The sequence below is a fragment of the Nocardioides marmotae genome, from assembly GCF_013177455.1.
GTDB classification, from domain to species: Bacteria; Actinomycetota; Actinomycetes; order Propionibacteriales; family Nocardioidaceae; genus Nocardioides; species Nocardioides marmotae.
The window spans coordinates 3,990,103-4,013,927 of the sequence record NZ_CP053660.1; the positions used below are offsets into that span (position 1 = coordinate 3,990,103).

At 73.8% G+C, this 23,825-nt stretch carries 26 protein-coding genes; 8 read left to right on the plus strand and 18 right to left on the minus strand.

All coding sequences use genetic code 11. The features are described 5' to 3' along the window. Nucleotides 1-163: 163 nt before the first annotated feature. Together purM and purF are read right to left on the minus strand one after the other, a co-directional pair. Nucleotides 164-1,249 carry a phosphoribosylformylglycinamidine cyclo-ligase gene (gene purM / locus HPC71_RS18945; protein WP_171897057.1) on the minus strand — a complete coding sequence of 362 codons (1,086 nt, stop codon included), beginning with the start codon at nt 1,247-1,249 and terminating at the stop codon, nt 164-166. Between the two features lie 11 nt (nt 1,250-1,260). Further along, a complete protein-coding gene (gene purF / locus HPC71_RS18950; RefSeq protein ID WP_171897058.1) occupies nt 1,261-2,814 on the minus strand; it encodes an amidophosphoribosyltransferase in 1,554 nt (517 codons plus the stop codon). 135 nt (nt 2,815-2,949) lie between these two features. Here purF and HPC71_RS18955 point away from each other — a divergent pair, with 135 nt between their 5' ends. Both HPC71_RS18955 and HPC71_RS18960 read left to right on the plus strand, forming a co-directional pair. After that, the gene (locus tag HPC71_RS18955) at nt 2,950-4,737 is read left to right on the plus strand and encodes a sensor histidine kinase (RefSeq protein WP_154616647.1); all 1,788 of its coding nucleotides are present in this window, start codon (nt 2,950-2,952) and stop codon (nt 4,735-4,737) included. Nucleotides 4,738-4,744: 7 nt separating this feature from the next. Continuing rightward, the gene (locus HPC71_RS18960) at nt 4,745-5,752 is read left to right on the plus strand and encodes an alpha/beta hydrolase family protein (protein WP_154616646.1); all 1,008 of its coding nucleotides are present in this window, start codon (nt 4,745-4,747) and stop codon (nt 5,750-5,752) included. A gap of 269 nt (nt 5,753-6,021) precedes the next feature. Here the strand turns inward: HPC71_RS18960 and HPC71_RS18965 are convergent, their stop codons facing one another. The 6 genes from HPC71_RS18965 to purL all read right to left on the minus strand — a co-directional run bounded on the left by HPC71_RS18965 (nt 6,022) and on the right by purL (nt 12,218). After that, nucleotides 6,022-7,383: a dipeptidase gene (locus HPC71_RS18965; RefSeq protein WP_154616645.1), complete on the minus strand. Its 1,362-nt coding sequence runs from the start codon at nt 7,381-7,383 to the stop codon at nt 6,022-6,024. A 15-nt stretch (nt 7,384-7,398) separates the two neighbouring features. Then, nucleotides 7,399-7,779 (minus strand): sterol carrier family protein, encoded by a 381-nt coding sequence (locus tag HPC71_RS18970; protein ID WP_171897059.1) that lies wholly within the window; start codon nt 7,777-7,779, stop codon nt 7,399-7,401. A 299-nt stretch (nt 7,780-8,078) separates the two neighbouring features. Beyond that, nucleotides 8,079-8,501 carry an SDR family NAD(P)-dependent oxidoreductase gene (locus HPC71_RS18975; RefSeq protein WP_171897060.1) on the minus strand — a complete coding sequence of 141 codons (423 nt, stop codon included), beginning with the start codon at nt 8,499-8,501 and terminating at the stop codon, nt 8,079-8,081. Between the two features lie 213 nt (nt 8,502-8,714). Then, nucleotides 8,715-9,455 (minus strand): alpha/beta hydrolase family protein, encoded by a 741-nt coding sequence (locus HPC71_RS18980; RefSeq protein ID WP_253943794.1) that lies wholly within the window; start codon nt 9,453-9,455, stop codon nt 8,715-8,717. 104 nt (nt 9,456-9,559) lie between these two features. Further along, nucleotides 9,560-9,985, minus strand: coding sequence for an alternative ribosome rescue aminoacyl-tRNA hydrolase ArfB (gene arfB, locus HPC71_RS18985; RefSeq protein WP_171897062.1), 426 nt, complete (start codon nt 9,983-9,985; stop codon nt 9,560-9,562). Then, nucleotides 9,978-12,218: a phosphoribosylformylglycinamidine synthase subunit PurL gene (gene purL / locus HPC71_RS18990; RefSeq protein ID WP_171897063.1), complete on the minus strand. Its 2,241-nt coding sequence runs from the start codon at nt 12,216-12,218 to the stop codon at nt 9,978-9,980. The genes arfB and purL overlap by 8 nt, the downstream gene beginning before the upstream one ends. A gap of 150 nt (nt 12,219-12,368) precedes the next feature. On the opposite strand from purL, the gene HPC71_RS18995 reads away from it, so the two are divergent. Then, nucleotides 12,369-13,787, plus strand: a complete 1,419-nt coding sequence (locus tag HPC71_RS18995; protein ID WP_154616644.1) for a glycoside hydrolase domain-containing protein — start codon at nt 12,369-12,371, stop codon at nt 13,785-13,787. A gap of 122 nt (nt 13,788-13,909) precedes the next feature. Here the strand turns inward: HPC71_RS18995 and HPC71_RS19000 are convergent, their stop codons facing one another. The 3 genes from HPC71_RS19000 to purS are packed head-to-tail and all read right to left on the minus strand — an operon-like array spanning nt 13,910 to nt 15,299. Then, nucleotides 13,910-14,380 carry a DUF3817 domain-containing protein gene (locus HPC71_RS19000; protein ID WP_253943795.1) on the minus strand — a complete coding sequence of 157 codons (471 nt, stop codon included), beginning with the start codon at nt 14,378-14,380 and terminating at the stop codon, nt 13,910-13,912. After that, a complete protein-coding gene (gene purQ / locus HPC71_RS19005; protein WP_154616643.1) occupies nt 14,377-15,051 on the minus strand; it encodes a phosphoribosylformylglycinamidine synthase subunit PurQ in 675 nt (224 codons plus the stop codon). Before purQ ends, HPC71_RS19000 begins: the two co-directional genes overlap by 4 nt. After that, complete coding sequence (gene purS, locus HPC71_RS19010; RefSeq protein ID WP_154612623.1) at nt 15,048-15,299, minus strand: phosphoribosylformylglycinamidine synthase subunit PurS; 252 nt, start codon at nt 15,297-15,299, stop codon at nt 15,048-15,050. Before purS ends, purQ begins: the two co-directional genes overlap by 4 nt. A 36-nt stretch (nt 15,300-15,335) precedes the next feature. On the opposite strand from purS, the gene HPC71_RS19015 reads away from it, so the two are divergent. Continuing rightward, a complete protein-coding gene (locus HPC71_RS19015) occupies nt 15,336-15,860 on the plus strand; it encodes a YflT domain-containing protein (RefSeq protein WP_154612622.1) in 525 nt (174 codons plus the stop codon). Nucleotides 15,861-15,911: 51 nt separating this feature from the next. Here HPC71_RS19015 and HPC71_RS19020 read toward each other — a convergent pair whose 3' ends face one another. From HPC71_RS19020 to HPC71_RS19035, 4 genes are read right to left on the minus strand one after another with little or no spacing between them, the layout of a single operon-like run. Further along, complete coding sequence (locus tag HPC71_RS19020) at nt 15,912-16,061, minus strand: hypothetical protein (RefSeq protein ID WP_154612621.1); 150 nt, start codon at nt 16,059-16,061, stop codon at nt 15,912-15,914. Next, complete coding sequence (locus tag HPC71_RS19025) at nt 16,061-17,641, minus strand: long-chain-fatty-acid--CoA ligase (RefSeq protein WP_154616642.1); 1,581 nt, start codon at nt 17,639-17,641, stop codon at nt 16,061-16,063. Before HPC71_RS19025 ends, HPC71_RS19020 begins: the two co-directional genes overlap by 1 nt. Nucleotides 17,642-17,660: 19 nt before the next feature. Next, nucleotides 17,661-18,116: an SRPBCC family protein gene (locus HPC71_RS19030; protein WP_154616641.1), complete on the minus strand. Its 456-nt coding sequence runs from the start codon at nt 18,114-18,116 to the stop codon at nt 17,661-17,663. Between the two features lie 22 nt (nt 18,117-18,138). Then, the gene (locus HPC71_RS19035) at nt 18,139-19,035 is read right to left on the minus strand and encodes a phosphoribosylaminoimidazolesuccinocarboxamide synthase (protein ID WP_171897064.1); all 897 of its coding nucleotides are present in this window, start codon (nt 19,033-19,035) and stop codon (nt 18,139-18,141) included. Between the two features lie 33 nt (nt 19,036-19,068). On the opposite strand from HPC71_RS19035, the gene HPC71_RS19040 reads away from it, so the two are divergent. Then, on the plus strand, nt 19,069-19,683 hold the full coding sequence (locus HPC71_RS19040; RefSeq protein WP_154616640.1) for a hypothetical protein: 615 nt from the start codon (nt 19,069-19,071) through the stop codon (nt 19,681-19,683). 12 nt (nt 19,684-19,695) lie between these two features. Here the strand turns inward: HPC71_RS19040 and HPC71_RS19045 are convergent, their stop codons facing one another. Beyond that, on the minus strand, nt 19,696-20,292 hold the full coding sequence (locus HPC71_RS19045; protein ID WP_154612617.1) for an antibiotic biosynthesis monooxygenase: 597 nt from the start codon (nt 20,290-20,292) through the stop codon (nt 19,696-19,698). Between the two features lie 87 nt (nt 20,293-20,379). On the opposite strand from HPC71_RS19045, the gene HPC71_RS19050 reads away from it, so the two are divergent. Both HPC71_RS19050 and HPC71_RS19055 read left to right on the plus strand, forming a co-directional pair. Then, complete coding sequence (locus tag HPC71_RS19050) at nt 20,380-21,822, plus strand: MFS transporter (protein WP_253943797.1); 1,443 nt, start codon at nt 20,380-20,382, stop codon at nt 21,820-21,822. Between the two features lie 13 nt (nt 21,823-21,835). Continuing rightward, nucleotides 21,836-22,447: a carboxymuconolactone decarboxylase family protein gene (locus tag HPC71_RS19055; protein ID WP_216656468.1), complete on the plus strand. Its 612-nt coding sequence runs from the start codon at nt 21,836-21,838 to the stop codon at nt 22,445-22,447. An 8-nt stretch (nt 22,448-22,455) separates the two neighbouring features. Here the strand turns inward: HPC71_RS19055 and HPC71_RS19060 are convergent, their stop codons facing one another. Then, nucleotides 22,456-22,935: a thioredoxin family protein gene (locus HPC71_RS19060; protein ID WP_154616639.1), complete on the minus strand. Its 480-nt coding sequence runs from the start codon at nt 22,933-22,935 to the stop codon at nt 22,456-22,458. Between the two features lie 7 nt (nt 22,936-22,942). Continuing rightward, a complete protein-coding gene (locus HPC71_RS19065) occupies nt 22,943-23,263 on the minus strand; it encodes a MerR family transcriptional regulator (RefSeq protein ID WP_253943798.1) in 321 nt (106 codons plus the stop codon). Between the two features lie 124 nt (nt 23,264-23,387). On the opposite strand from HPC71_RS19065, the gene HPC71_RS19070 reads away from it, so the two are divergent. Next, on the plus strand, nt 23,388-23,825 hold the full coding sequence (locus tag HPC71_RS19070) for an Hsp20/alpha crystallin family protein (protein WP_154612615.1): 438 nt from the start codon (nt 23,388-23,390) through the stop codon (nt 23,823-23,825).

A 23,825-nucleotide genomic window follows, 5' to 3' on the forward strand; every position in this document is an offset into this window, starting at 1 on the left:
GGGCACAGCGGCACCCGGGCGGTCCTTAAGAAATTCTCCGTGACGACAACGCTACCTGTTGCCCGGTTGTTCCCGCACGTCCGGGTACGAACTACCGCTCCTCGCGCCGCTCCGGAGGCCTCTCGGAGGCGTCCGGAGTGCGTCCGAGCGGCGTCCGAGCGGGCTACCAGCCGGGGTGCTGGCCGGTGAGGTGCACGCTGCCACCGGCCTCGCCCTCGACCGCGCGGACCTCGCCGGCGGGCCAGGCGCGGATGCCGTGGGCGTCGAGCACGCGGACCGCCTCGTCGACGTCGTCGGGGGGCAGCAGCGCGACCATGCCGATGCCGCAGTTCAGCGTGGCCTCGAGGTCGGCCTGGGAGACCTCGCCGACGCGGCGGACCAGGTCGAAGACCGGCTGCGGCGCCCAGGTGCGGCGGTCGATGGAGGCGGTGAGCTCGACCGGCATCACCCGCTCCAGGTTCGCCGCCAGCCCGCCGCCGGTGACGTGCGACATCGCGTGCACGTCGGTGCGGTCGGCGAGCTCGAGGCAGGCCCGGGCGTAGATCCGGGTGGGGGTGAGCAGCTCCTCGCCGAGCGCGCGGCCGAGCTCGGGGACGTTGCGGTCCAGGGACCAGCCCGCGCCGCCGTCGTCGGTGGAGCCGAGCAGCACGTGGCGGACCAGCGAGTAGCCGTTGGAGTGCAGGCCGCTGGCCGCCATCGCCAGCACCACGTCGCAGGGGCGGACCCGGCCCGGGCCGAGCAGCCGGTCGGCCTCGACGACGCCGGTGGCGGCGCCCGCGACGTCGTACTCGTCGGGGGCGAGCAGGCCGGGGTGCTCGGCGGTCTCGCCGCCCACGAGGGCGCAGCCGGCGACCTGGCAGGCCTCGGCGATGCCCTTGACGATCGCCGCGATCCGCTCGGGCACGACCCGGCCGGTGGCGATGTAGTCGGTCATGAACAGCGGCTCGGCGCCGCAGACGACGAGGTCGTCGACGACCATGCCGACCAGGTCGAATCCGATCGTGTCGTGGACGTCCATCGCCTGGGCGATGGCGACCTTGGTGCCGACCCCGTCGGTGGAGGTGGCCAGCAGCGGCCGCTCGTACCGGGTCAGCGCGCTGGCGTCGAAGAGGCCGGCGAAGCCCCCCAGGCCGCCGATCACCTCGGGCCGGCTGGCCCGGGCGACGTAGCCCTTCATCAGCTCGATGGCGGTGTCTGCCGCCTCGATGTCGACGCCCGCGCGGGCGTAGGCGTTCTGGCCGTCGGTCACCGGGCGGTCCTTCACGGGTTGTTGAGCACGGGCAGCGCCTTGCCCATGGTCGGGGAGGTCAAGGTGGCCTCGAGCAGGTGCTTGCCGAGCAGCGACTCGTCGGGCAGCGCCACGGGGTACTCGCCGGTGAAGCAGGCCTGGCACAGCGAGGACGCCGGCTGGCCGGTGGCCTCGATCATCCCCTCGAGGGAGATGTAGCCGAGGCTGTCGGCGCCGACGCTGGCGGCGATCTCGTCGCCGTCGAGGCCGTTGGCGATCAGCTCGGCGCGGGTGGCGAAGTCGATGCCGTAGAAGCACGGCCACTTCACCGGCGGGCTGGAGATGCGCACGTGCACCTCGAGCGCGCCGGCCTCGCGCAGCATCCGCACCTGCGCGCGCTGGGTGTTGCCGCGGACGATCGAGTCGTCGACGACCACGATCCGCTTGCCGCGGATCATGTGCTCCAGGGCGTTGAGCTTGAGCCGGATGCCGAGCTGGCGCAGGGTCTGGCTGGGCTGGATGAAGGTGCGCCCGACGTAGGCGTTCTTCACGAAGCCCTGGCCGAAGGGGATGCCGCTCTCCTGGGCGTAGCCCGAGGCGGCCGGGGTGCCCGACTCCGGCACCGGCATGACCAGGTCGGCGTCGACGGGGAACTCGCGGGCCAGCCGGCGGCCCATCTCGACGCGCGCCTCGTGGACGTTGCGGCCGGCGATGGTGGCGTCGGGGCGGGCGAGGTAGACGTACTCGAAGACGCAGCCCTTGCGCTCGGGCTCGGCGAAGCGGTGCGAGCGCAGGCCCTGGGCGTCGATGACGAGCATCTCGCCGGGCTCGACCTCGCGGACCACGCTGGCGCCGATGGTGGCGAGCGCGGCGTCCTCGGAGGCCACGACCCAGCCGCGGTCGAGCCGGCCCAGGACGAGCGGGCGGATGCCCTGCGGGTCGCGGGCGGCGTACAGGGTGTCCTCGTTCATCCACACGAAGCAGAACGCCCCGCGCAGCGTCGGCAGCACCTCGAGCGCGCGCTGCTCCAGCGAGCTGTCGGGGTGGTGGGCCAGCAGCGCGGTGACCAGGCTGGTGTCGTTGGTGGCCTCGCCGGCGGGGCGGGTGTGCAGGTCGAGCTCGTCGTCGGGGCCGGGCAGGTCGTCGACCATGCCGCGCAGCTCGTGGGTGTTGATCAGGTTGCCGTTGTGGCCCAGCGCGATCGAGCCGCCGGCGGTGGGCCGGAAGGTGGGCTGGGCGTTCTCCCACGTGCTCGCGCCGGTCGTGGAGTAGCGGCAGTGACCGATCGCCACGTGCCCCTTGAGCGACTCCAGCGTCGTCTCGTCGAAGACCTGGGAGACCAGCCCCATGTCCTTGTAGACCAGGATCTGGCGGCCGTTGCTGACCGCGATGCCCGCCGACTCCTGGCCGCGGTGCTGCAGGGCGTAGAGCCCGAAGTACGTCAGCTTGGCGACGTCCTCCCCCGGCGCCCACACCCCGAAGACCCCACAGGCGTCCTGTGGTCCGGCCTCCTGCGGGTCGAGCGCGGTCGTGAGCCGACCGTCACCGCCCTTGCGCGAGCTGCCACTGCTGCTGAGGTAGGGCACGGCCCTGATCGTAGCGGCGGCCGGCGGGAGGGTCCGAACCGTGACCGACCTGCGAGGACCCGATCCTGTTCTGCGGACGGCGGTGACCGGGGCTGCGTAAGGTTGCCGCCACCCCGTCCTTCACCTTGGAGCCCGATGTCCTCGCGCGCGATCGCACCGACCCCGCCGGGGGCGGCGGGCCTGTCGCCCGAGGCGCAGGAGTCGCTCCAGCTGATCGCCGAGGGCATCACCGCCATCGCCGGCTTCGGCGTGGCGGCCATCGGCCTCGTGCGCGACGACCACCTCGAGATGGTCGCGGTCGCCGGCAGCCCGCAGGCGCGCCGGGAGCTGGTCGGGCGGCGCACGCCCCTGCACCTGCTCACCACCGAGCTCGAGGTCGCCGACGACTGGGGCCTGCTGAAGTTCGTGCCCCACGAGCGGCTGCGCTCCGACGTCGAGACCTGGGGCTGGGTGCCGACCCTCGAACCGGTCGACTCCCCCGACGCCTGGCACCCCCTCGACATGCTGACCGCGCCCCTGCTCGACGCCGACGGCGCGATGCGCGGCCTGGTCTCCATCGACCTCCCCGACGACGGCCGGCGCCCCGGCCCGGACCGGCGCCGGCTGCTGGAGCGGTACGCCGCGCAGGCCTCCCGCGCGGTGCTGCGCGCGCTGGAGCGCGAGGAGCTCGAGGAGCAGGTCCGGCTGGCCGGCACCGCCCGGCGGGTCGTGCGCCGCGCCTCCCGGCAGCGCACGCTCTCCCGGATCCTCGAGGAGTCCGGCGAAGCGCTGGTCGAGGGCTTCCGGGCGCTGGGAATGTGGATCCAGACCTTCGACGAGGACGGGCTCGGCACGGGCGCCATCCACGCCACCGACGGCACCACGGTCGTGCTCCCCGAGGCCATCGTCCGGATCGCGGAGCGCTCGGCCCGTGAGGCGTGGGAGGCCCAGGAGACGGTCGTGGTCGCCCGCGGGCTGCTGCGGGACCGGCTCAGCGACGCCGAGCGCGAGGAGATCGTCGACCTCCTCGACAGCATCGACGTCGGCTCGATCCTGTTCGTGCCGATCGGCGTCGGGCCCGAGTGCCTGGGCAACCTCGTGCTCACCCGGTCCCACCACGGCGCGTCGTGGACCGACACCGAGGCCAGCGCCGCGCTCGACATCGGCCACGACCTCGGGACGGCGATCCTCAACGTCCGCGCCTTCGAGCGCGAGCACCGCCTGGTCAAGGAGCTCCAGGCCCTCGACCAGTACAAGGGGCAGCTGATCGCGACGCTCGCCCACGAGCTGAAGAACCCGCTGACCTCCATCGTCGGCTACCTGGAGATGCTCGAGGGCGAGGACGTCCACGGCGCGGTCGAGCAGGCCCTCTCGGCGATGGACCGCGGGGCGCGGCGGATGGTGCGGGTCATCGACGACCTGCTGCTGCTGTCCAAGGTCGGCGACCCGGGCAACCCCGTCATCCCCCAGCCCGTCGACCTGGGGGCCGTCGCCGCCGACGTGATCGACCTGACCAGCGTCGCCGCGCAGAAGCGGTCGATCAGCGTGCACGTCGAGGCGCCGGCGTACCCCGTCCTCGCGAGCGGGGACCCTGACGAGCTGGACCGGGTGCTGTCGAACCTGGTGAGCAATGCGGTGAAGTACTCCGACCCCGGTCGCAGCGTCGCCCTCCGGCTCGCCCAGGACGGCGAGGAGGTCGTGGTGGAGTGCTGCGACGAGGGGTTCGGGATCAGCGCGGAGGACCAGGAGAAGCTGTTCACCGAGTTCTTCCGGTCCACCAACCCGGTCGCCGTCGCGCAGCCCGGCACGGGTCTCGGGCTCGCCATCGTCGCGCGGATCGTGGCCCGTCACGGCGGCCGGATCGAGCTGGACTCCGAGCTCGGCCGCGGCAGCACGTTCCGGGTGCGCCTGCCCGCCGCCACGTCCTTCCCCACCGGCGGATGAGGCCGGCGTGACGCCTCAGGTGTCCCGCCGCGCCCTCGTCGCCGGCGGCCTGCTGTCCGCGGGCTCCCTCGCGGCCGGCGCCTCGGCGCTCGCGACCCCGGCGCAGCCCGACGAGCCGGCGTCGTACCCGCCGGAGGCGGCGCCGGGTCCGATCGGGCCGCTCGACCCGCCCCCGGGCGTCTCGGTGCGGCTGCGCTCCTCGGGCCAGGGGCTCGTGGCGACCCTGGAGCCGACCGCGGAGGCGCTGGGTCCGCTGCCGCTGGTGGTCTACCACCACGGGATGGGCCGCGACACCCAGGCGATCCTGCGCCGCCGCTCCACCGCCCCGATCCGCGCGCACCTGCTCGCGACCGCGCTGAGCGGCTACCGGGTCGTCGTCTCGGACTTCGGCGGCTTCTTGTGGGGAAACCCGCGCAACCACCGGGCCATCGACGCGGTCATCGCGACGCACCGGCGCACGGGCGGCGCCCCGGGCCGGGTCGCGCTGATCGGCAGCTCCATGGGCGGCGCCGCGGTGCTGTCGTACGCCGGCACCCACCGCCGCGAGGTGGCCTGCGTCGCCGCGCTCCAGCCGGCCACCGACCTCGTGGCGCTCCAGCGGCAGGGGGTGCCGGTCGACGCGGCGTTCCCCGGCGGCTTCTCCAACGCCCGGCACGGCGACCGCGCGAACCCGACCGCGATCGCCCGCGACCCGCGCTCGCTCTACCGCGGGATCCCGATCCACGTCTGGACCGGCACCCTGGACCACATCGCGACGCCCGAGCGGGTCCGGCGGTTCGCGACGCTGGTGCGCCGGGGCCCGAACCCGCGGATCGCGACCACGATGCTGCGCGGCCTGCCCCACGGCGACCTGCTCGTCGGCGCCGTGCCCACCGAGGACCTCCAGGGGTTCCTGCGCCGGCACCTCCCGCCGGCGCACCTGCTGCCCGGCCCGGACGTCGACGAGCCGGCCGGCGGCACCGACCTCGGCGGCGAGCCTCAGCGCACCCTCGTCACAGCGCGACCGCAGCCATGACCTGGCCAGGCTGCCAGTAGCCGCACTGGGCGACGCACACCCCTCCCCGCCGAGGTGGGAGTGCTGCACGGTCGAGGTGGGAGTGCTGCACGCTCGAAGTGGCGGTGCTGCAGCGCCGAGGTGGCAGTGCTGCAGGCTGGCGCCGTGCAGGAGTGCCTCTTCGACCCTGTAGGAGTGCCACCTCGACCCTGCACGGGTCACCTCGACCCTGCAGGAGTGCCACTTCGACCCTGCACGGGTGCCACCTCGACCCTGCACGGGTGGGGCGACTACGCCTCCAGGTTGCCGAGGCGGTCCAGGAGCAGGGTCTCGGCGAGGACGACCCGCTCGAACTCGGCGAGGTGCAGGCCCTCGTTCGCGCCGTGCGCGCGGGTGTCGGGGTCCTCGACGCCGGTCACCAGCACGCTGGCCTGCGGGAACGCCTCGAGGAACTCCGCGATGAACGGGATCGACCCGCCGACGCCCATGTCGACCGGGGCGGTGCCGTCCCAGGCCTCGGTGAAGGCCTCGCGGGCGGCGTCGTACGCCGGGCCCGTCGCGTCGATCTGGGTGGCCTCGCCGGTGTCGACGACGGTGAAGGTGAGCTCGGCGCCCCACGGGAGGTTCGCCTCGACGTGCTCGCGCAGGCGCGCGACGGCGTTCTCCGTGGTGTCGCCCGGCGCGATGCGGAGGCTGATCTTGGCGCGCGCGGCCGGGACGAGGGTGTTGCTGGCGCCCTCGACCTTGGGCGCGTCGAGGCCGGTGATCGACAGAGCGGGCTTGGTCCACAGCCGCTCGACAACCGAACCGCTGCCGATCCACTGCACGCCGGGGATGGCGCCGGACTCCGCGCGCAGCCGCTCCTCGGGGTAGTCCACGTCGGCAGCCGGCCCGCTGTGCAGGCCCGCGACGGCGACGTCGCCCGCGTCGTCGTGGAGGCTGGCGATGACGCGGGAGAGCGCGATGAGCGCGTCGGGCACGAGCCCGCCCCACATGCCGGAGTGGACGGCGTGGGTGAGCGTGCGGACCTCGATGTCGGCGCGGACCAGACCGCGGAGGCTGGTGGTGAGCGCGGGCTCGCCGATGTCCCAGTTGCCGGAGTCGGCGATGACGATGACGTCGGAGCGCAGCCGCTCCTGGTGCTCGCGCAGCAGCGCGGGGAGCGAGTCGGAGCCGACCTCCTCCTCACCCTCGATGAACATCGTGACGCTCACCGGCAGGTCGTCGCCGAAGACGCGCAGCGCGCCGAGGTGGGCGGCGATGCCGGCCTTGTCGTCGGCGGCGCCGCGCGCGTAGAGCCGGCCGTCGCGCTCGGTGGGCTCGAACGGCGGGGAGTCCCAGTCGGCGTGGTCGTTCTCGGGCTGCACGTCGTGGTGGGCGTAGAGCAGCACCGTCGGCGCGCCCTCCGGGCCGGCCTTGTGCGCGATGACCGCCGGCGCGCCGCCCTCTGCGCTGACGATGTCGACGGTCTGGAAGCCCTCGGCGCGGAACAGGTCGGCGACCGCCTCGGCGCTGCGCTGCACCTCGGCCGCGCGGGCGGGGTCGGCGCTGACCGACTCGATGCGGACGAGGTCCTCCAGGTCCTTCCTCAGACGCGGCAGGACGCCGTCGACCTTGGTGCGCAGCTCGTCGGTGGTGAGGCGGTTCGTCATGCCCTCAACGCTAGGTCAAGACACCGAACGGTGCAGCGGCAGGTACGGCGACAGGTCGGCCCGCTCCCCGCTCGCGCGGACCCGCCCGGCCTGCTCGGCCTCGTGCCAGGTGAGCTCTCCGGTGGCCAGCGCGATGATCGTCGCGGCGTCGGTCTCGACCACCGCCGGCGGCGTGCCGCGGGTGTGCCGGACCCCCGGCACGACCTGGACGGCCGCGTAGGGCGGCACCCGCACCTCCACCGAGTGGCCGGGCGCCCGGGCCTCGAGCAGCGCGAGGTAGTGCTTGACCAGCAGCCGCAGGTCGCCCTTCTCACCCGTGCCGGCCTCGTCCGCGCGGACCCGTGCGAGGGCGGCCGCGACGTCGGCGGGGTCAGCGGGGCGCAGGCGGGCAGGCACCCGCCGAGGATAGTTCCGCCCGCCGACGTTGCTGGTGGTCGGTCGGCGGCTCGGTCCCGGGCGGGGGCTTGGCCGCCCCGGGCGGATGGCGGCGTGCCGGAGAGGCACAGCGTCCACCAGCCGGCGCGTCGGCTGGACCGGTCGCACTGGGGGACCGGGCGGCCGTGCCTGCGGTGCGGCACCCCGTCGAGCTCGTCCCCGAGCTGCCGTACGACCCCGCGAACCGCCGCACCTGGCGGCGCACTGCCAGCCCGGCCCCGGGCCCGAGGCGCGGGATGCGAGCGATGGTGAACCGCTCGCTAGAGCACGACGACCGCGCCCGGCTCGGCGGCGCGGAGGATCGTCAGCACCGCCGACGCCGTGCGGCTCGGGTCGAGGTCGCGCGGCCCCGGCACCAGCACGGGGGCCTCGGCCAGACCCCGCCCGAGGTCGAGCGCGGCCGGCGCGGTCAGCCCGACGGTCACCATCAGGTCGGCGCCGCCGAGGTCGCGCGCCCGCCCCGTGACGAGCTGGTCGTCGCCCGGCTCCCCCGCAGGGTCGGCCTGGAGGCTCCATCCCGACACCCGGCTGCGTCGTACCTCCTCCGCGGTCGCCTCCGCCGCTGCGGCGTCCGGGTCGATGACGAGCACCCCGCAGCCGGACCGGGCCAGCCGCAGGCAGACCTCGTGGCCCGCGCCGCTCCCACCCCCGACCACGACTCCCAGCTTCCAGCGCAGCAGCACCTCCCCAGGCTAGGCAGGCGGCCCGCGCCGCCCCCGCCCGCCAGCCGAGTCGGCAGTTCCGGACGGCCGAATCGGCAGTTCCGGTCGGCCGAGTCGGCAGTTGTGGACGGCACCCGCCAGAACTGCTGACTCGACCCGCAGAAGGTGCCCACTCGGCCCGCCAGAAGTGAGTACTCGGCGGGCGAGAAGTGCCGACTCGGCGAGGTCCGGGGGTCAGGCGAGGGTGTCGAGGATGGCGACGGTCCGGGTCCAGGCCTCGCCGGCGGGGTCGATGACGACGAAGTGGTCGCCCTCGACAGCCACCAGCTCGGCGGTGGCGCCGGCCGCGGTCGCGGCGGCGACGTACTCCTCGGACTGGTTGATCGGGACGATGTCGTCCTCACGGCCGTGCACGCACCACAGAGGTACGTCGAGGGGCAGCTGCTGCTGCGGGTCGTAGGCCGCTTCGACGGCAGCCGGCGCGCTCACCCCGAGCAGGTCCGGCACGGCCGTCTCACCGACCCCCTCGCGCACCGCGCGGCGCAGGTCCAGCACGCCGGCCTGGGAGACGACGCCGGTCAGCTCGACCCCGCCGGCCCACCGCTCGTCACGGGTCCGGGAGGCGGCCCAGGCCGCGAGGTGACCGCCGGCGGAGTGGCCGACAGCGACGACGGTCGAGAGGTCCAGGTCGGTCCCGCGCAGCGCGTCGATCGCCGCGGCGACGTCGTCGAAGGTCTCGGGCGCGCCGCCGCCGGCGCCGACCCGCCGGTACTCGATGTTCCACGCCGCCCACCCGCGCCGCGCGAGGTCGACGGCGAGCGGGGTGCCGAGGGAGAGGTCGTACTGCGCACGCCAGAAGCCGCCGTGCACGACCACCACCACGCCGCGCGGGTCGCCGGCCGGCAGGTGCAGCTCGCCGAGCTGGGCGGGGTCGTCGCCGTACTCGATGCGTCGCTTCGCGGGTGCTCCGGTCACGCCCTCGCTCCTCCTCGTGGTCGTCGCCGGCGGATCCTCGCCGCAGCCGGCCAGCGACCCGATACCCAGCCCGACACCGCCCAGGAGCCCGCGCCGCGACGCCCTCACTCGAACCGGCCCTGCCGCCCGCGCTTGGTCTCCCCGCGCCGCTTCTTGGCCGAGAGCCGCCGCTCCTTCGAGCCGCGGGTCGGCCGGGTCGGCCGCCGGGTCGGCGGGGGCGGGGCGCAGGCGTCGCGGAGCACGGAGGCCATTCGTTCCCGCGCGGCCCGCCGATTGGCCAGCTGCGTGCGGTGCTCGCTCGCGGCGATGGTCAGCACCCCGTCGACCAGCCGGCCCGCGAGCCGCGCGAGCACCCGGTCGCGCAGGTGCGCGGGCACCGAGGAGGAGCCGGCGACGTCGTACGACAGCTCCACCCGCGAGTCGGCGGTGTTCACGCCCTGCCCGCCCGGCCCGGAGGAGCGGGAGAACCGTTCGGACAGCTCGGCGTCGGGGACGGTCCACGTCCCCGTGACGACGAGGTCCTCAGGCAAGAGCCGCCGGCAGCGTGGTCATCCACGCCGACCGCAGCTCGAGGAGCGGCACCTCGAAGCCCCCCTCGACGACGAGCGCGTCGCCGCCGGTGGTCCCCAGCTCGGTGAGGGGTACGCCGTGGCGCGCGGCGAGGTCGCGCAACCGCTCCGCGTCCTCGGCCGCGACGGTGACGACCGCGCGGGCGGCCGACTCCGAGAACAGCCCGACGAAGGTGTCGCCCGGGACGGTGACGCGCACGCCGACCATGTTCCGCATCGCGGCCTCGGCGAGGCTCTGGGCGAGCCCGCCGTCGGCGAGGTCGTGGGCGCTGGTGAGCAGCCCGACGCCCTCGTGCAGCAGCTGCGCGAGGGCCTTCTCCGCGGCCAGGTCGACCCGCGGCGGGAGGCCGCCGAGGTGGCCGTGCACGACGTTGGCCCACTCCGAGCCCGACAGCTCCTCGCGGGTCTCGCCGAGCAGGAAGACGGTCTCGCCGGCGCTCGACCACGCGGACGGGGTCCGCTTCGTGACGTCGTCGACGACGCCGAGCACCGCGACGACCGGGGTCGGCAGGATCGCGGTCTCGCCGGTCTGGTTGTAGAGGCTGACGTTGCCGCCCGTGACCGGGATGCCCAGCTCGGCACAGCCGTCCTTGAGGCCGCGGCAGGCCTCGGCGAACTGCCACATGACCGCCGGGTCCTCCGGCGAGCCGAAGTTGAGGCAGTCGGAGATCGCGAGCGGGACGGCGCCGCCGGTCGCCACGTTGCGGTAGGACTCCGCGAGGGCCAGCTGCGCGCCGGCGTACGGGTCGAGCTTGGCGAAGCGGCCGTTGCAGTCGGTGGAGACCGCGACGCCGAGGTTGGTCTCCTCGTCGACGCGGACCATGCCGCTGTCGGAGGGCTGGGCCAGGACGGTGTTGCCGCGGACGTAGCGGTCGTACTGGTCGGTGATCCAGGACTTGTCGCACAGGTTCGGGCTGGCGACCAGGCGCAGCACCGTCTCGCGCAGCTCCTCGGCGGTCGAGGGGCGCGGCAGGTCCTCGGCGCGGTCGGCCTGGAGCGCGTCCTGCCACGAGGGCCGGGCGAGGGGGCGGTGGTACGTCGGCCCCTCGTGCGCGACCGAGCGCGGCGGCACGTCGACGACGCGCTCGCCGTGCCAGTCGACGTGGAGCCGGCCGGTGTCGGTGACCTCGCCGATGACGGTGGCGTCGACCTCCCACTTCGCGCAGATCGCGAGGAACGCCTCGACGTCGCCGGGCTCGACGACGGCCATCATCCGCTCCTGGGACTCGCTCATGAGGATCTCCTCGGGCGAGAGCGTGGAGTCGCGCAGCGGCACCAGGTCCAGGTCGACGTGCATGCCGCCGTCGCCGGCGGAGGCCAGCTCGGAGGTGGCGCAGGACAGCCCGGCGCCGCCGAGGTCCTGGATGCCGGCGACGAGGCCCGCGGCGAAGATCTCCAGCGTGCACTCGATGAGGAGCTTCTCCATGAACGGGTCGCCGACCTGCACCGCCGGCCGCTTCGCCGGGCCGTCGGCGTCGAAGGTCTCCGAGGCGAGCACCGAGACCCCGCCGATGCCGTCGCCGCCGGTCTTCGCGCCGTACAGCACGACCTTGTTGCCGACGCCGCTCGCCTTGGCCAGGTGCAGGTCCTCGTGGCGCAGCACGCCGACGCACAGCGCGTTGACCAGCGGGTTGCCGAGGTAGCTCGCGTCGAAGACCGCCTCGCCGCCGATGTTGGGCAGGCCCAGGCAGTTGCCGTAGCCGCCGACGCCGGCCACGATCCCGGGCAGCACGCGGTGGGTGTCGTCGGCGTCGAGCGGGCCGAAGCGCAGCGGGTCCATGACCGCGACCGGTCGCGCGCCCATCGCGAGGATGTCGCGGACGATGCCGCCGACGCCGGTCGCGGCGCCCTGGTAGGGCTCGACGTACGACGGGTGGTTGTGGCTCTCGACCTTGAAGGTGACCGCGTAGCCCTGCCCGATGTCGATCACGCCGGCGTTCTCGCCGATGCCGGCCAGGGTCTTGCCGAGCGGGGTCTCCTGCGGCAGCTCGGAGAACTGCTTGAGGTGGACCTTGGAGGACTTGTAGGAGCAGTGCTCGCTCCACATCACCGAGTACATCGCCAGCTCCGAGCTGGTCGGCCGACGCCCGAGGATCTCGCGGATCCGTTCGTACTCGTCGGCCTTGAGGCCGAGGTCGGCCCAGGGCTGGTCGCGGGCAGGGTCCTCGGCGGCTACGGCCACGGTGTCGAGCACGGCGTCAATCTACCGGCGGTACGCCGCGGTCCCGACCGCGGCCGCGGTCGCGAGAACTACAGGTCGGTAGTTCATCCGAACGTCTGTGACTGGTGTGACTGCTGTGGTTATGGTGATTCGCCTTCCCCCACGTCTGGAGTGACCACCCCCATGCGCCGCCGTACCACCGCCGTCCTGTCCGCCCTCCTCGGCGGAGCCCTGCTGCTCGGTCCGCAGGCCGCCGGGGCCGAGGGCCCCGCCACCGCGCCCGCCGGGGCCGCCGGCGCCGCCGCGCCCGCGAGCACGGCGTCCGCGCCGGTGGTGAAGAAGAGCACCAACCCGGTCACGCCCGGCGACTTCACCGGCCACGGCTTCGACCAGTGCCTGGCCCCGGAGCAGTGGAAGATGAACCGCTGGCTCAAGCACTCGCCGTTCCTGGCCGTCGGCATCTACATCTCCGGCGACTCCCGGGCCTGCCGCAGCCAGCCGAACCTCACGCCGGCGTGGGTCACCAAGCAGCTGAAGAAGGGCTGGCGGCTGCTGCCGATCACCCTCGGCCCGCAGGCGTCGTGCCACCCGCGGTTCCCCCGCTACGCCGACGACGTGAAGATCAACCCCAAGCCGGGGAACAACGGCCGCTACTTCCAGGCCCGCCAGCAGGGCTTCGCCGAGGCCGAGAAGGCGGTCGCCGCGGTCACGGCCCTCGGCCTGGCACGCGGCAGCACGCTGTTCTACGACCTCGAGGGCTACGACAGCAGCAACACCCACTGCCGCGAGTCCGCGCTGGCCTTCGTCGGCGCCTGGACCGAGAAGCTGCACGCCCTCGGTTGGGTCTCCGGCGTCTACTCCAGCGCCGGCTCGGGCATCAAGGACCTCGACGACGCCCGGGTGAACCGGCCCGGCACCTACACGCTGCCCGACACCATCTGGATCGCCCGCTGGGACGGCGTCGCGAACACCTCGACGTCCTACATCCGCGAGGACGGGTGGCGCCCGGGTGGCCGCGTGAAGCAGTACCGCGGCGACCACGTCGAGAACTGGGGCGGCGTGAAGATCAACATCGACAGCAACTTCCTCGACGTCGGCCGCGGCTCGGTCGCCGCACCGGAGTCGCGCTGCGGCGGCGTACGGGTCTCCTACCCGGTCTACGCCGCGCTCCGCCCGGCCACCGGCAACCAGAAGCCGTCCGACGCCCGCCAGGTCAAGGCGCTCCAGTGCCTGCTCAAGGAGCAGGACCGGTACGCCGGCGCGCTCACCGGCACGCTCAACGCCCGCACCCTGGACAGCATCCGCGCGTTCCAGGCCGCCCGCGGCTTCCCGGTCCGCGACCGGTTCACCAAGGCGAACTGGATGTCCCTGCACGCCGTCGGCTCCTCGCCGGTCCTCAAGCGCGGGTCGGCCGGCTCGGAGGTGCGCCGGGTCCAGCGAGCGATCAACGCGGCCGACCCGAAGGCCAAGGTCGTCGTCACGGGGGTCTTCGACGCCCGCACCGACACCGCCGTCCGGGCCTGGCAGAAGAAGATCGGCCTGCCGGTCTCCGGCGTGGTCAACCCCGAGTCGTGGGCGGCGCTGCGCTCCGGCGTCCGCTGAGGGCGGCGGCGCGGGGAAGATTCATCGGCCGGCCGACAAAGCTGTCGGCGGGACGATGAAGTTCCATCGGCCAACCGGGAGTTTCATCGGCCGGCCGATGAAACATCCGGCGGCGGGAGACCTCAGCCGACCGGCGGGCCGGCGACGAGCGCGATGCCGAAGAGCGCGACGACGGCCACGAGAGCGGTGACGAGGCCGCGGGCGGGGTTGCGGAGCAGCCAGCCGACGGGGCGCTCGAGGCCGGTCGGCGCGGAGGCCGAGGCCGAGGCCGAGGCCGAGCGCAGGCGCCAGGAGTCCGCGAGCAGGCCGTGCTTGCCGGCGTACCGCTCGAACCAGAGGGTCAGGAACGGCGGCACCGCGGAGGCCAGGCCCCCGAGCAGGCGGCCGGTCGACCAGCGCTGGTCGATCGCGACCACGACGGTGGTCACGCAGTAGGCGATGAAGACCGCGCCGTGGATCGGGCCGAAGACCTGGACGCCGACCTCGGTGGTGTCGGTGCCGTACTTGAGGATCATGCCGCCGATCAGGCCGGCCCAGGTGATGGCCTCGGCCGTGGCGACGGCGCGGAAGAGGCGGTTCGGAGAGGAGATCACGCGAATACCTCCGTGGCCAGGGTGGCGAGTGCGAAGAACCCGAGCCCGTCGGTCCCGGTGCCGCACAGCTCCTCGACCGAGTGCTCGGGGTGGGGCATCAGGCCGACGACGTTCCCGCGCTCGTTGCTGATGCCCGCGATGTCGCGCAGCGAGCCGTTCGGGTTGTCCCCCAGGTAGCGGGCCACGACCTGGCCCTCGCCCTCGAGCCGGTCGAGGGTCTCCTCGTCGGCGACGAAGGACCCCTCGCCGTTCTTCAGCGCGATGACGACCTCCTGGCCCTCGGCGTACGCCGCGGTCCAGGGGGTGCGGGTGCTCTCGATGCGCAACCGCTGGTCGACGCAGAGGAACTTCTGGCGCTGGTTGCGGATGAGCGCGCCGGGCAGCAGGTGGGACTCGCAGAGGATCTGGAACCCGTTGCAGATGCCCAGCACCGGCATGCCGCGCCCGGCGGCCTCGACGACCTCGGTCATCACCGGGGAGAACCGGGAGATCGCGCCGCAGCGCAGGTAGTCGCCGTAGGAGAACCCGCCCGGCAGCACGATCGCGTCCACGCCCCTCAGGTCGTGGTCGCCGTGCCAGAGCGCGACGGCCTCGTGGCCGCCGAGCCGGACGGCGCGCTGGGCGTCGACGTCGTCGAGAGAGCCCGGGAAGGTGACGACGCCGACCTTCATGCGTCCTGCTCCACCCGCACCGCGAAGCTCTCGATGACGGGGTTCGACAGGAGCGTCTCGGCCATGCGGTGCACGTCGGCGAGCACCGCCTCGGTGACCTCGCCCTCGACCTCGAGCTCGAAGCGCTTGCCCTGGCGGACGTCGCTCACCCCGGCGAAGCCGAGGCGGGGCAGTGCGCCGAGGACCGCCTTGCCCTGGGGGTCGAGGATCTCGGGCTTGGGCATGACGTCGACGACGACTCGGGGCATGTCTCCAGTCTAGGTGCGTCGGGCACTGTGGAGGTTATGAGCATCCCCACTGGTACGCCGCTGGGCGGGCCGGGCGGGCCGGGCGGGTCACCTCTCCGCCTCGCCTTCCCGCAGTCACTCGCCGTGTACGACGACTACGCGGCCGCGCAGCGGGCCGTCGACTTCCTCTCCGACCGGAAGTTCCCCGTCGAGCAGTGCATGATCGTCGGCACCGACCTCAAGCGGGTCGAACGGATCACCGGCCGGCTCACCACCGGGAAGGTGGCCCTCGGCGGGCTGCTGTCCGGCGCCTGGTTCGGCCTGTTCATCGGCCTGGTCTTCAGCCTGTTCGTCGAGGGCAGCCTGCTCGCGATCCTGCTCTCGACGGTGTTCTTCGGTGCGCTGTTCGGCGTGATCTGGGCGCTCGTCGGCTACGCCGCGACCCGCGGTCGTCGCGACTTCTCCTCGGTGACCCAGATCGTCGCCACCCGCTACGAGGTGCTCGTCGAGCACAAGTCCGCCGCCCAGGCGCGCCAGCTCCTCGCCGAGCTGCCCGGCGGGCTGCCGAACCCGTTCGCCTGAGCCTGGGGCGCGGCTGCCGGTTCTCCCTGGGACGTCCGCGGGCGGAGCCGGCTAGGACCGGCTGTTCTGCACCACGACGATGACCAGCGCGACGCCGAGCCCGGTGAGGATGGGGCCGGCGAGGCCGGAGCCGCCGCCGATCCACCACAGCCCGCCGGAGATGATCAGGAACCCGGCGAGCACCATCAGCAGGGCCCGCATCAGGCGAGCTCCCGCTTGAGGATCTTGCCGGTGGCGGTCATCGGCAGGGAGTCCACGACCTGGACCACGCGGGGGTACTTGTAGGCCGCGAGCTGCTCCTTGGACCAGCCGACGATCTGCTCGGGGGTGACCGTGGCGCCGTCGTTGAGGATGACGAACGCCTTGATCTCCTCGCCGTGGCTCTCGTGCGGGACGCCGATGACCGCGGCGAGCGAGACGTCGGGGTGGGTCATCAGGACCTCCTCGATCTCGCGGGGGTACACGTTGAAGCCGCCGCGGATGATCATGTCCTTGGACCGGTCGACGATGTAGTACCAGCCGTCCTCGTCCTTGCGCGCGAGGTCACCGGAGCGGAACCACCCGTCCCGGATCGCCTCGGCGGTCGCCTCGGGCCGGTCGTAGTAGCCCTTCATGATGTTGTGGCCCTTGATCGCGATCTCGCCGACCGCGTCGGGTCCGGCGCCGTCGATCTGCTCCCACGACTCGGGCTTGAGCAGCATCATCTCGACGCCGGGCACCGGCACGCCGATGGAGCCGACGCGCGGCGGCTGGCCGTGGGGCGAGAACGAGGCGACCGGGGAGGTCTCGGAGAGGCCGTAGCCCTCGAGGATCGTCACGCCGAAGCGCTTCTCGAAGTCCTTGTGCACCTCGACCGGCAGCGCGGAGCCGCCGGCGGCGGCGACGCGGAGGTTCGCGGCGATCGAGGCGACGTCGACGCCCTCCTCGAGCGCGCCGAGCAGGCCCCAGTACATCGTCGGGACGCCGGCGAAGAACGTCACCTTCTCCTGCAGCATCAGGCCGAGCGCGGCCTGCGCCTCGAAGCGCGGCAGCATCACGACCGTGCCGCCGTAGGCGAACGCGCCGTTCTGGATGACGGTCTGGCCGAAGGAGTGGAACAGCGGCAGTACGCACAGGTAGGTGTCCGGGTTGCCCGCGTCCGCGCCGAAGAGCGACTCACCGAGCAGCGCGTTGTCGCGCATGTTGCGGTGCCGCAGCTCGGCGCCCTTGGGCTGGCCGGTGGTGCCGGAGGTGTAGAGGATGACCGCGGTGTCGTCCTCGTCGGTCTCGACCGAGGTGAACTCCGCCGGCTGGCCGCCCATCGCCTGCGCCATGGTCTCGGTGCCCTCGATGGGGCTCGGCGCGGCGAGGTCGGCGGTGATGACGAAGAAGTGCTCGCAGTCCGGCGCCTCGCCGAACCCGGCGTACCCCTCGGTCGCCATCGGCAGGTCCGGGGTGCCCTGGAAGCAGAAGTACGCCTTCGCGTCGCTGTCCTGGAGGTGGTAGGCGACCTCACGGCCCTTGAGCAGCACGTTGAGCGGGACGACGGTCGCGCCGGCCTTGAGGATGCCGTAGTAGACGACCGAGAAGTACGGCAGGTTCGGGCAGCTCAGCGCGACCTTGTCGCCGGGCTGGATCCCGCGGGAGACCAGCAGGTTCGCGACCATGTTCGCGAAGGAGTCGACCGCGGCGTAGGTCAGCCGGGTCTCGCCGAGGACGACCGCGTCCCGGTCGGCGTACTGCTGCGCGCTGTTCTCCAGCAGGGACGAGAGGTTGTACGTCGACACTTGGGTGGCCTCCATCAGACGGTCCGGGTCGGCCTCAACCTACTCGGCCGTCACCAACCCCGGGAGCCGGCGGGGGCCGCTCCCTGAGGATCCGCGCGGCGCGCCGCAGGTCGGAGCGGACCGCGGCCGGCGCGACCACCTCCAGCGCCCGGGCGAGCAACCCGACCGGGCCGCGGCCGCGGAGCGCGAGCTGCGCCGACACGATGCTCGCCTCACCCGGGGCGGGAGCCACCTCCAACGTCAGGTCGGCCTCGAGGCCGCGCCAGGTGCCGGTCTCGGACCACCGCTCGCCGGGCACCAGCGCGGTGGTGCGCATCCGCGGGCGCAGGCCCGGCACGGTGACGTCGGTCCAGGTCTGGCCCACGCCGACCGGGCCGGCGACGTCCTCGACCCGCGCGAGGCTGGACTGCCACTCCGCGCGGTGGGCCGGGTCCGCCAGGTAGTCGAGGACCACCGACGGGGGCACCGGGAAGAGGACGGTCCGGCTCATCGCTGCCCGGTCATCGGCCCGGTCACCACCGCTCGCCGGTGAGCCGCTCGTAGGCCTCGACGTACCGCGCCCGGGTGCGGTCGACGACCTCCGCGGGCAGCGGGGGCGGCGCCTCGCCGGAGGCGCGGTCCCAGCCGGACTCCGGCGAGGTGAGCCAGTCGCGGACGACCTGCTTGTCGTACGACGGCTGGGCGCGGCCGGGCTGCCACTGCGCGAGCGGCCAGAAGCGGGAGGAATCCGGCGTGAGCACCTCGTCGCCGAGGACCGTGGTCCCGTCGGAGCGGTCCCCGAACTCCAGCTTGGTGTCGGCCAGGATGATCCCCTGCTCCCGGGCGATGGCCTCGGCGCGGGCGTAGACCTCCAGGGTCAGGTCGCGCAGCCGCGCGGCCCCGCCGGGCCCGACGACCTCGGCGACCGCGGCGAGGTCGACGTTCTCGTCGTGCTCCCCCACGGCCGCCTTGGTCGCGGGGGTGAAGATCGGCTCGGGCAGCCGGGAGCCGTCGATGAGGCCCTCGGGGAGCGGGTTGCCGCAGACCGAGCCGGTGGCGCGGTAGTCGCTGAGGCCGGACCCGGTGAGGTAGCCCCGCGCGACGCACTCGACGGGGAACATCGACAGCTTCTCGCAGACCACCGCCCGGCCGCGGACGGCCGCGGGCACGTCGGTGGACAGCACGTGGTGGGGCACGATGTCGGCGAGCCGGTCGAACCACCACAGCGACATCCGGGTGAGGATCTCGCCCTTGTCGGGGATCGTGGCGTCGAGGATGAAGTCGTAGGCCGAGATCCGGTCGCTGGCGACCATGAGCAGCGCCCCGGCGTACGGGCCCTCGGTCAGCTCGTAGAGGTCGCGGACCTTGCCCGAGTGCAGGTGGGTCGCCCCCTCGATGGTCGGGGCCGCGGGGATCTGGACGTCTGCCACGTGGCCAGGCTAGTGCGGTGGCACAGTGTCGCCATGGCCGAGTCCGCCGAGCAGGTCCACGCCCGCGTCCTCCAGCACGCCCCCGACGCCCGGCTGCCGATGCCGCCCCTGGGCGAGTGGGACGTCTTCCCCTGGGAGGTGCGCGACGGGCAGGTCGTCCCGCGCGCGGTGCGCCCACCCGCCCCCGAGCGGCTGCGCGAGGGCGAGGACCCGGCCCGCCCCTGCTCCTCCTGCGCCGGCTTCGACCCCGAGCGGGTCGTCTGGGAGGACGAGCGCTGGGTGCTGACCCGCACCGCGGCGCCGACCGGCCTGCCGCTGGTGCTGATGCTGCACACCCGCGACCACCTCGACATGGGCGACCTCGACGACGACCTCGCCTCCGAGCTCGGCCGGATCACCAACCGCGTGGTGCGGATCGTCAGCGCGCTCGACGGCATCGGCCGCGTCCACGTCAACCGCTGGGGCGACGGCGGCTCGCACTTCCACCAGTGGTTCTTCGCCCGGACCGAGGGGCTGCCCGGCGTGCTCGGCTCGTACGCCGTGGAGTGGGACGCCGTGCTGCCGCCCGGCCCGGAGGACGTCTGGCGCGCCGACCTGCACGCCGTCGCCACCAAGCTCGCCAACTGGGGCGGCACCGCCCGCGCCTGAGGCGGGCCCGGGCTACCTCGCCGCGCGGGCGGCGCGGGTCCACGGCGCGGGCCGCCCGTGCAGCCACCACTCCATGCGGCGGGTCATCCAGGGCAGGGCGACGTACGTCATGACCGGCGTCATCACCAGGACCACCACGAGCACGCGCAGCGGCAGCCAGACGTCGCCGAGGACGGGCGCGGCCAGCCAGTTGACCAGCACGCTCAGCGGGTAGAAGACCAGGAAGATCACCGAGGCCTGCTTCCAGCGCGGCGGGGCGGCCGGGACCGCGCGGAGGTCCTCGACGTCGCGCGCGGCCGGGTCGTCGAACCAGCCCTCGATGCCGGTGCGCCGCTCCCGGCGGGCCTCGACCACCCCGAGGCCGACCGCCGAGGAGCGCCACCACTGCCGCTGGGGCGAGTGCTCCCAGGCCTGGAGCGCCTCGTCGTCGGCGAAGCGGTAGAGCATGTGCCAGGTGTCCGACCCGGCCTCCGGCCGCACCCAGCCGGCCCCGAGGAAGCCGGGGAACTGCTGGGCCAGGGTCGTGCCGGCCTGCAGCCAGCTGAGCATCTCCGCGTCGTGGCCGGGATCGAGCGTGCGGGTGATCGAGACGGTGACGGGCTGGCTCATGGGCGCATGGTCGACGTACGCCGGCGCCGGCCGCAAACCGGGACGCCGACCCGTCTGAGCCCCGCCCCGATGGGGCAACGGGACCCGGTGAGCGAGGAGGTGACCGGCACCCGGGAGGTGCCGGACGGGCAGGACGGGGACTACACCCCCGACCCCCGGCGCTGGCGGATCCTCGGCGTCACCCTCGTCGTCGGGTTCATGTCCCTGCTCGACGTCACCATCGTCAACGTCGCGATCCCCTCGATGCAGGACGGGCTCTCGACGACCACCGGGACGATCCAGTGGGTCGTGTCCGGCTACGCCCTGGCCTTCGGCCTGACCCTCGTCGCGGGCGGCCGCCTCGGCGACGCCTACGGCCGGCGCCGGCTGATGCTCATCGGGCTGACCGGGTTCATCCTCTCCAGCGCGGCGGTCGGCTTCGCGCCCAACATCGAGACCGTCATCGCCGCCCGGCTGGCCCAGGGCGCGACCGCCGGCCTGCTCACCCCGCAGAACTCCGGGCTGATCCAGCAGCTCTTCCGGGGCCCCGAGCGCGGCCGCGCGTTCGGCGCCTTCGGGCTGACCGTCTCCCTCTCCTCGGCCCTCGGGCCGGTGCTCGGCGGCGCGATCATCGCGGTCGCCGGGGAGGAGGACGGCTGGCGCTGGCTCTTCCTCGTCAACGTCCCCATCGGGCTGGCCGCCCTGGTCGCGATCGCGGTGATCGTCCCGGGCCGCGACCGGCGGGACGAGAGCGGCACCTGGATCGACGTCCCGGGCGCCCTGCTGCTGGGCGGCGCCGTGCTCTGCGTGCTCTACCCACTGGTGAGCCTGGAGAGCGGCAGGCTGCTGCCGCTGGTGCTGCTCCTCGGCGCCCCCGCCTTCGGCTGGGGCTTCGTCCGGTGGGAGGCCCGGCTGCGGCGTACCGGCCGCCCGCCGCTGCTCGACGTGAGCCTGCTGCGCACGCTCCCCGGCTACAGCACCGGGATGGCGATCGGCACGCTCTACTTCACCGGGTTCACCGGCATCTTCCTGGTGCTCTCGGTGCACCTGCAGCGCGAGCTCGGCCTCACCCCGCTGATGGCCGGCCTGCTGACCACGCCGTTCGCGGCCGGCGCCGCGGTCACCGCGCCGCTCGCCGGGCGGGTGGTCTCCCGCGCCGGCCGCACCCTGACCGTCGTCGCGCTCGTGACGATGATGACCGGCACCGCGCTGACCGCCTGGCTGGCCCCGCAGTTCGACGACGGGGCGATCTGGATGGCGCTGGTGCCCTGCCTGCTCCTCGCCGGGCTCGGTGGCGGCGGCGTCATCTCCCCGAACTTCACCCTCACCCTGGCCGAGGTGCCGCCGCGGATGGGCGGCGCGGCCGGCGCCGCGCTGCAGACCGGCCAGCGGATCGGGTCCTCCCTGGGCGCGGCGCTGCTCATGACGACGTACGGCGTCGCCCTCGGCCCGTTCGGCGCCGGCGGCGCGCTGCGGGCCGCCCTGCTCGTCTCCCTCGCCGTGCTCTCCACGGCGCTGGCCGCTGCGGTCTGGTCGCGCCGCCACGAATGAGGTGTCATGGGTCATGGCCTCCGAGAACTTCGTCCGCGACCCCGAGCCCTACCCGGCCGTCGCCGCCCTCCTCGACGCCGACCGCGCCGAGCACGGCTTCGTCATGAACCTCACGCGCGTGTGGGCCCACCAGCCCGACGTCCACCGCGCCTACGTCACCTTGGTGACCTCCGCCGCCGACGCCGCCGGCCTCTCCATGCGCGACCGCGGCGTGCTGGTCACGGCGCTCTCCAGCGCGATGGGCGACGGCTACTGCTCGATCGCCTGGGGCGGTCGCCTCGCCGACGAGGCGGGCGACCCGGCCGTGCCGGTCGCGGTGCTCACCGGCACCGACGAGGGGCTCGAGGAGCGGGACCGCGCCCTGGCGGCCTGGGCCCGCGCCGTCGCCCGTGACCCGGCGGGCACGACACCCGAGGACGTCGAGCGCCTGCGGGCCGTCGGGCTCAGCGACGCCGACATCGTCGCCGCCACGGTGTACGTCGCCACCCGGGTCGCCTTCTCCAGCGTCAACGGCGCGCTCGGCGCCCGGCCGGACGCCCACCTGCGCGACGCGGCCCCGCCCGAGGTGCTCGACACCGTCACCTGGGGCCGGCCGATCGAGGAGCCGGACACCCCGGGCGACTGAACCCCGGGTCAGTCCACCGCGGCGAGCGCGCCGAGCACCTGCTCCTTGCGCGGGGCGCCGGCCGCCCGGCTGACCTCGCGGCCGGACGCGTCCAGCACCAGGGTGGTCGGGGTGCGCAGGACGTCGAGGCGGCGCACCACGTCGAGGTGCTGCTCGGCGTCGACCTCGATGTGGACCACGCCGGGGACCAGCTCGGCGACCTCGGTCAGCGTGCGGCGGGTCGCGCGGCACGGGGCGCAGAAGGCGGTCGAGAACTGCACGAGCGTCGCGCGCTCCCCCGGGGCCACGCCGGGCGCGGCGGCCGCGACCTGCTCCCAGGTGGTCGGCCCCGTGGTCGGCCCCGTGGTCGGCCCGGCCTCGGGGCGTCCGGGCTCCTGCGGCACGGCCGCCCTCCTGCTCCCGAAGCGGCCGTCGACGACCGCCCGCCACCCGCCGACGGCCAGGACGAGCACGACGGCGCCGACGAGCACCCACAGTCCCGTGGTCATGGCCGGCTCAACCGCGCGGCTCGTCGGGTTGTTCCGCGGCGCGGGCGCGCAGCCGCGCGTTCGCGTCCCGCAGGCGGCGTACCTCCTCCTCCAGCGCGAGCACCCGGGCGATGCCCGCGAGGTTCAGCCCCTCGGCGAGCAGCTCGCGGATGCGGTGCAGCCGCTCGATGTCGGCCCGGCTGTAGAGCCGGGTGCCGCCGGGCGTGCGGTCGGGGTCCACGAGGCCGCGGCGCTCGTAGACCCGCAGGTTCTGGATCTGCATGGAGACCATCTCGGCCGCCACGGAGATCGCGAAGACGCCGCGGTGCCGCTCTCGTTCCGGACTCACGGGGTTGATTCTCCCGCGTCGGTGGAATATAAGAAACCTGTAACCGTTGATATAGGTAGGGCGGGCCGCGACGCAGACCCGTCGACCGGCCCGTCGACAAGCTCTGAGACCAGGAGGAGAACCCATGTTGCTGCGCACCACCGACCCGTTCCGCGACTTCGACCGCCTGGCCCAGCAGCTGCTGGGCACCGGCACCACCAACCGCCCGGCCGTCATGCCGATGGACGCCTGGCGCGAGGGCGACCGGTTCGTCATCGAGTTCGACCTGCCGGGCGTCGCCCGCGAGAGCATCGACCTCGACGTCGAGCGGAACGTGCTGACCGTCCGCGCCGAGCGGATGCCGAACAACGGCGACTGGCAGATGCTGGCCAGCGAGCGCACCCGCGGCTCCTTCAGCCGCCAGCTCGTCCTCGGCGACAACCTCGACCTCGACCGCATCGAGGCGTCCTACGACGCCGGCGTGCTGCGGCTGGTCGTCCCCGTCGCGGAGAAGGCCAAGCCGCGCAAGATCGAGATCGGCTCCACCTCCCCCGAGGCGCAGCCGGCCGCGATCGAGGGCTGA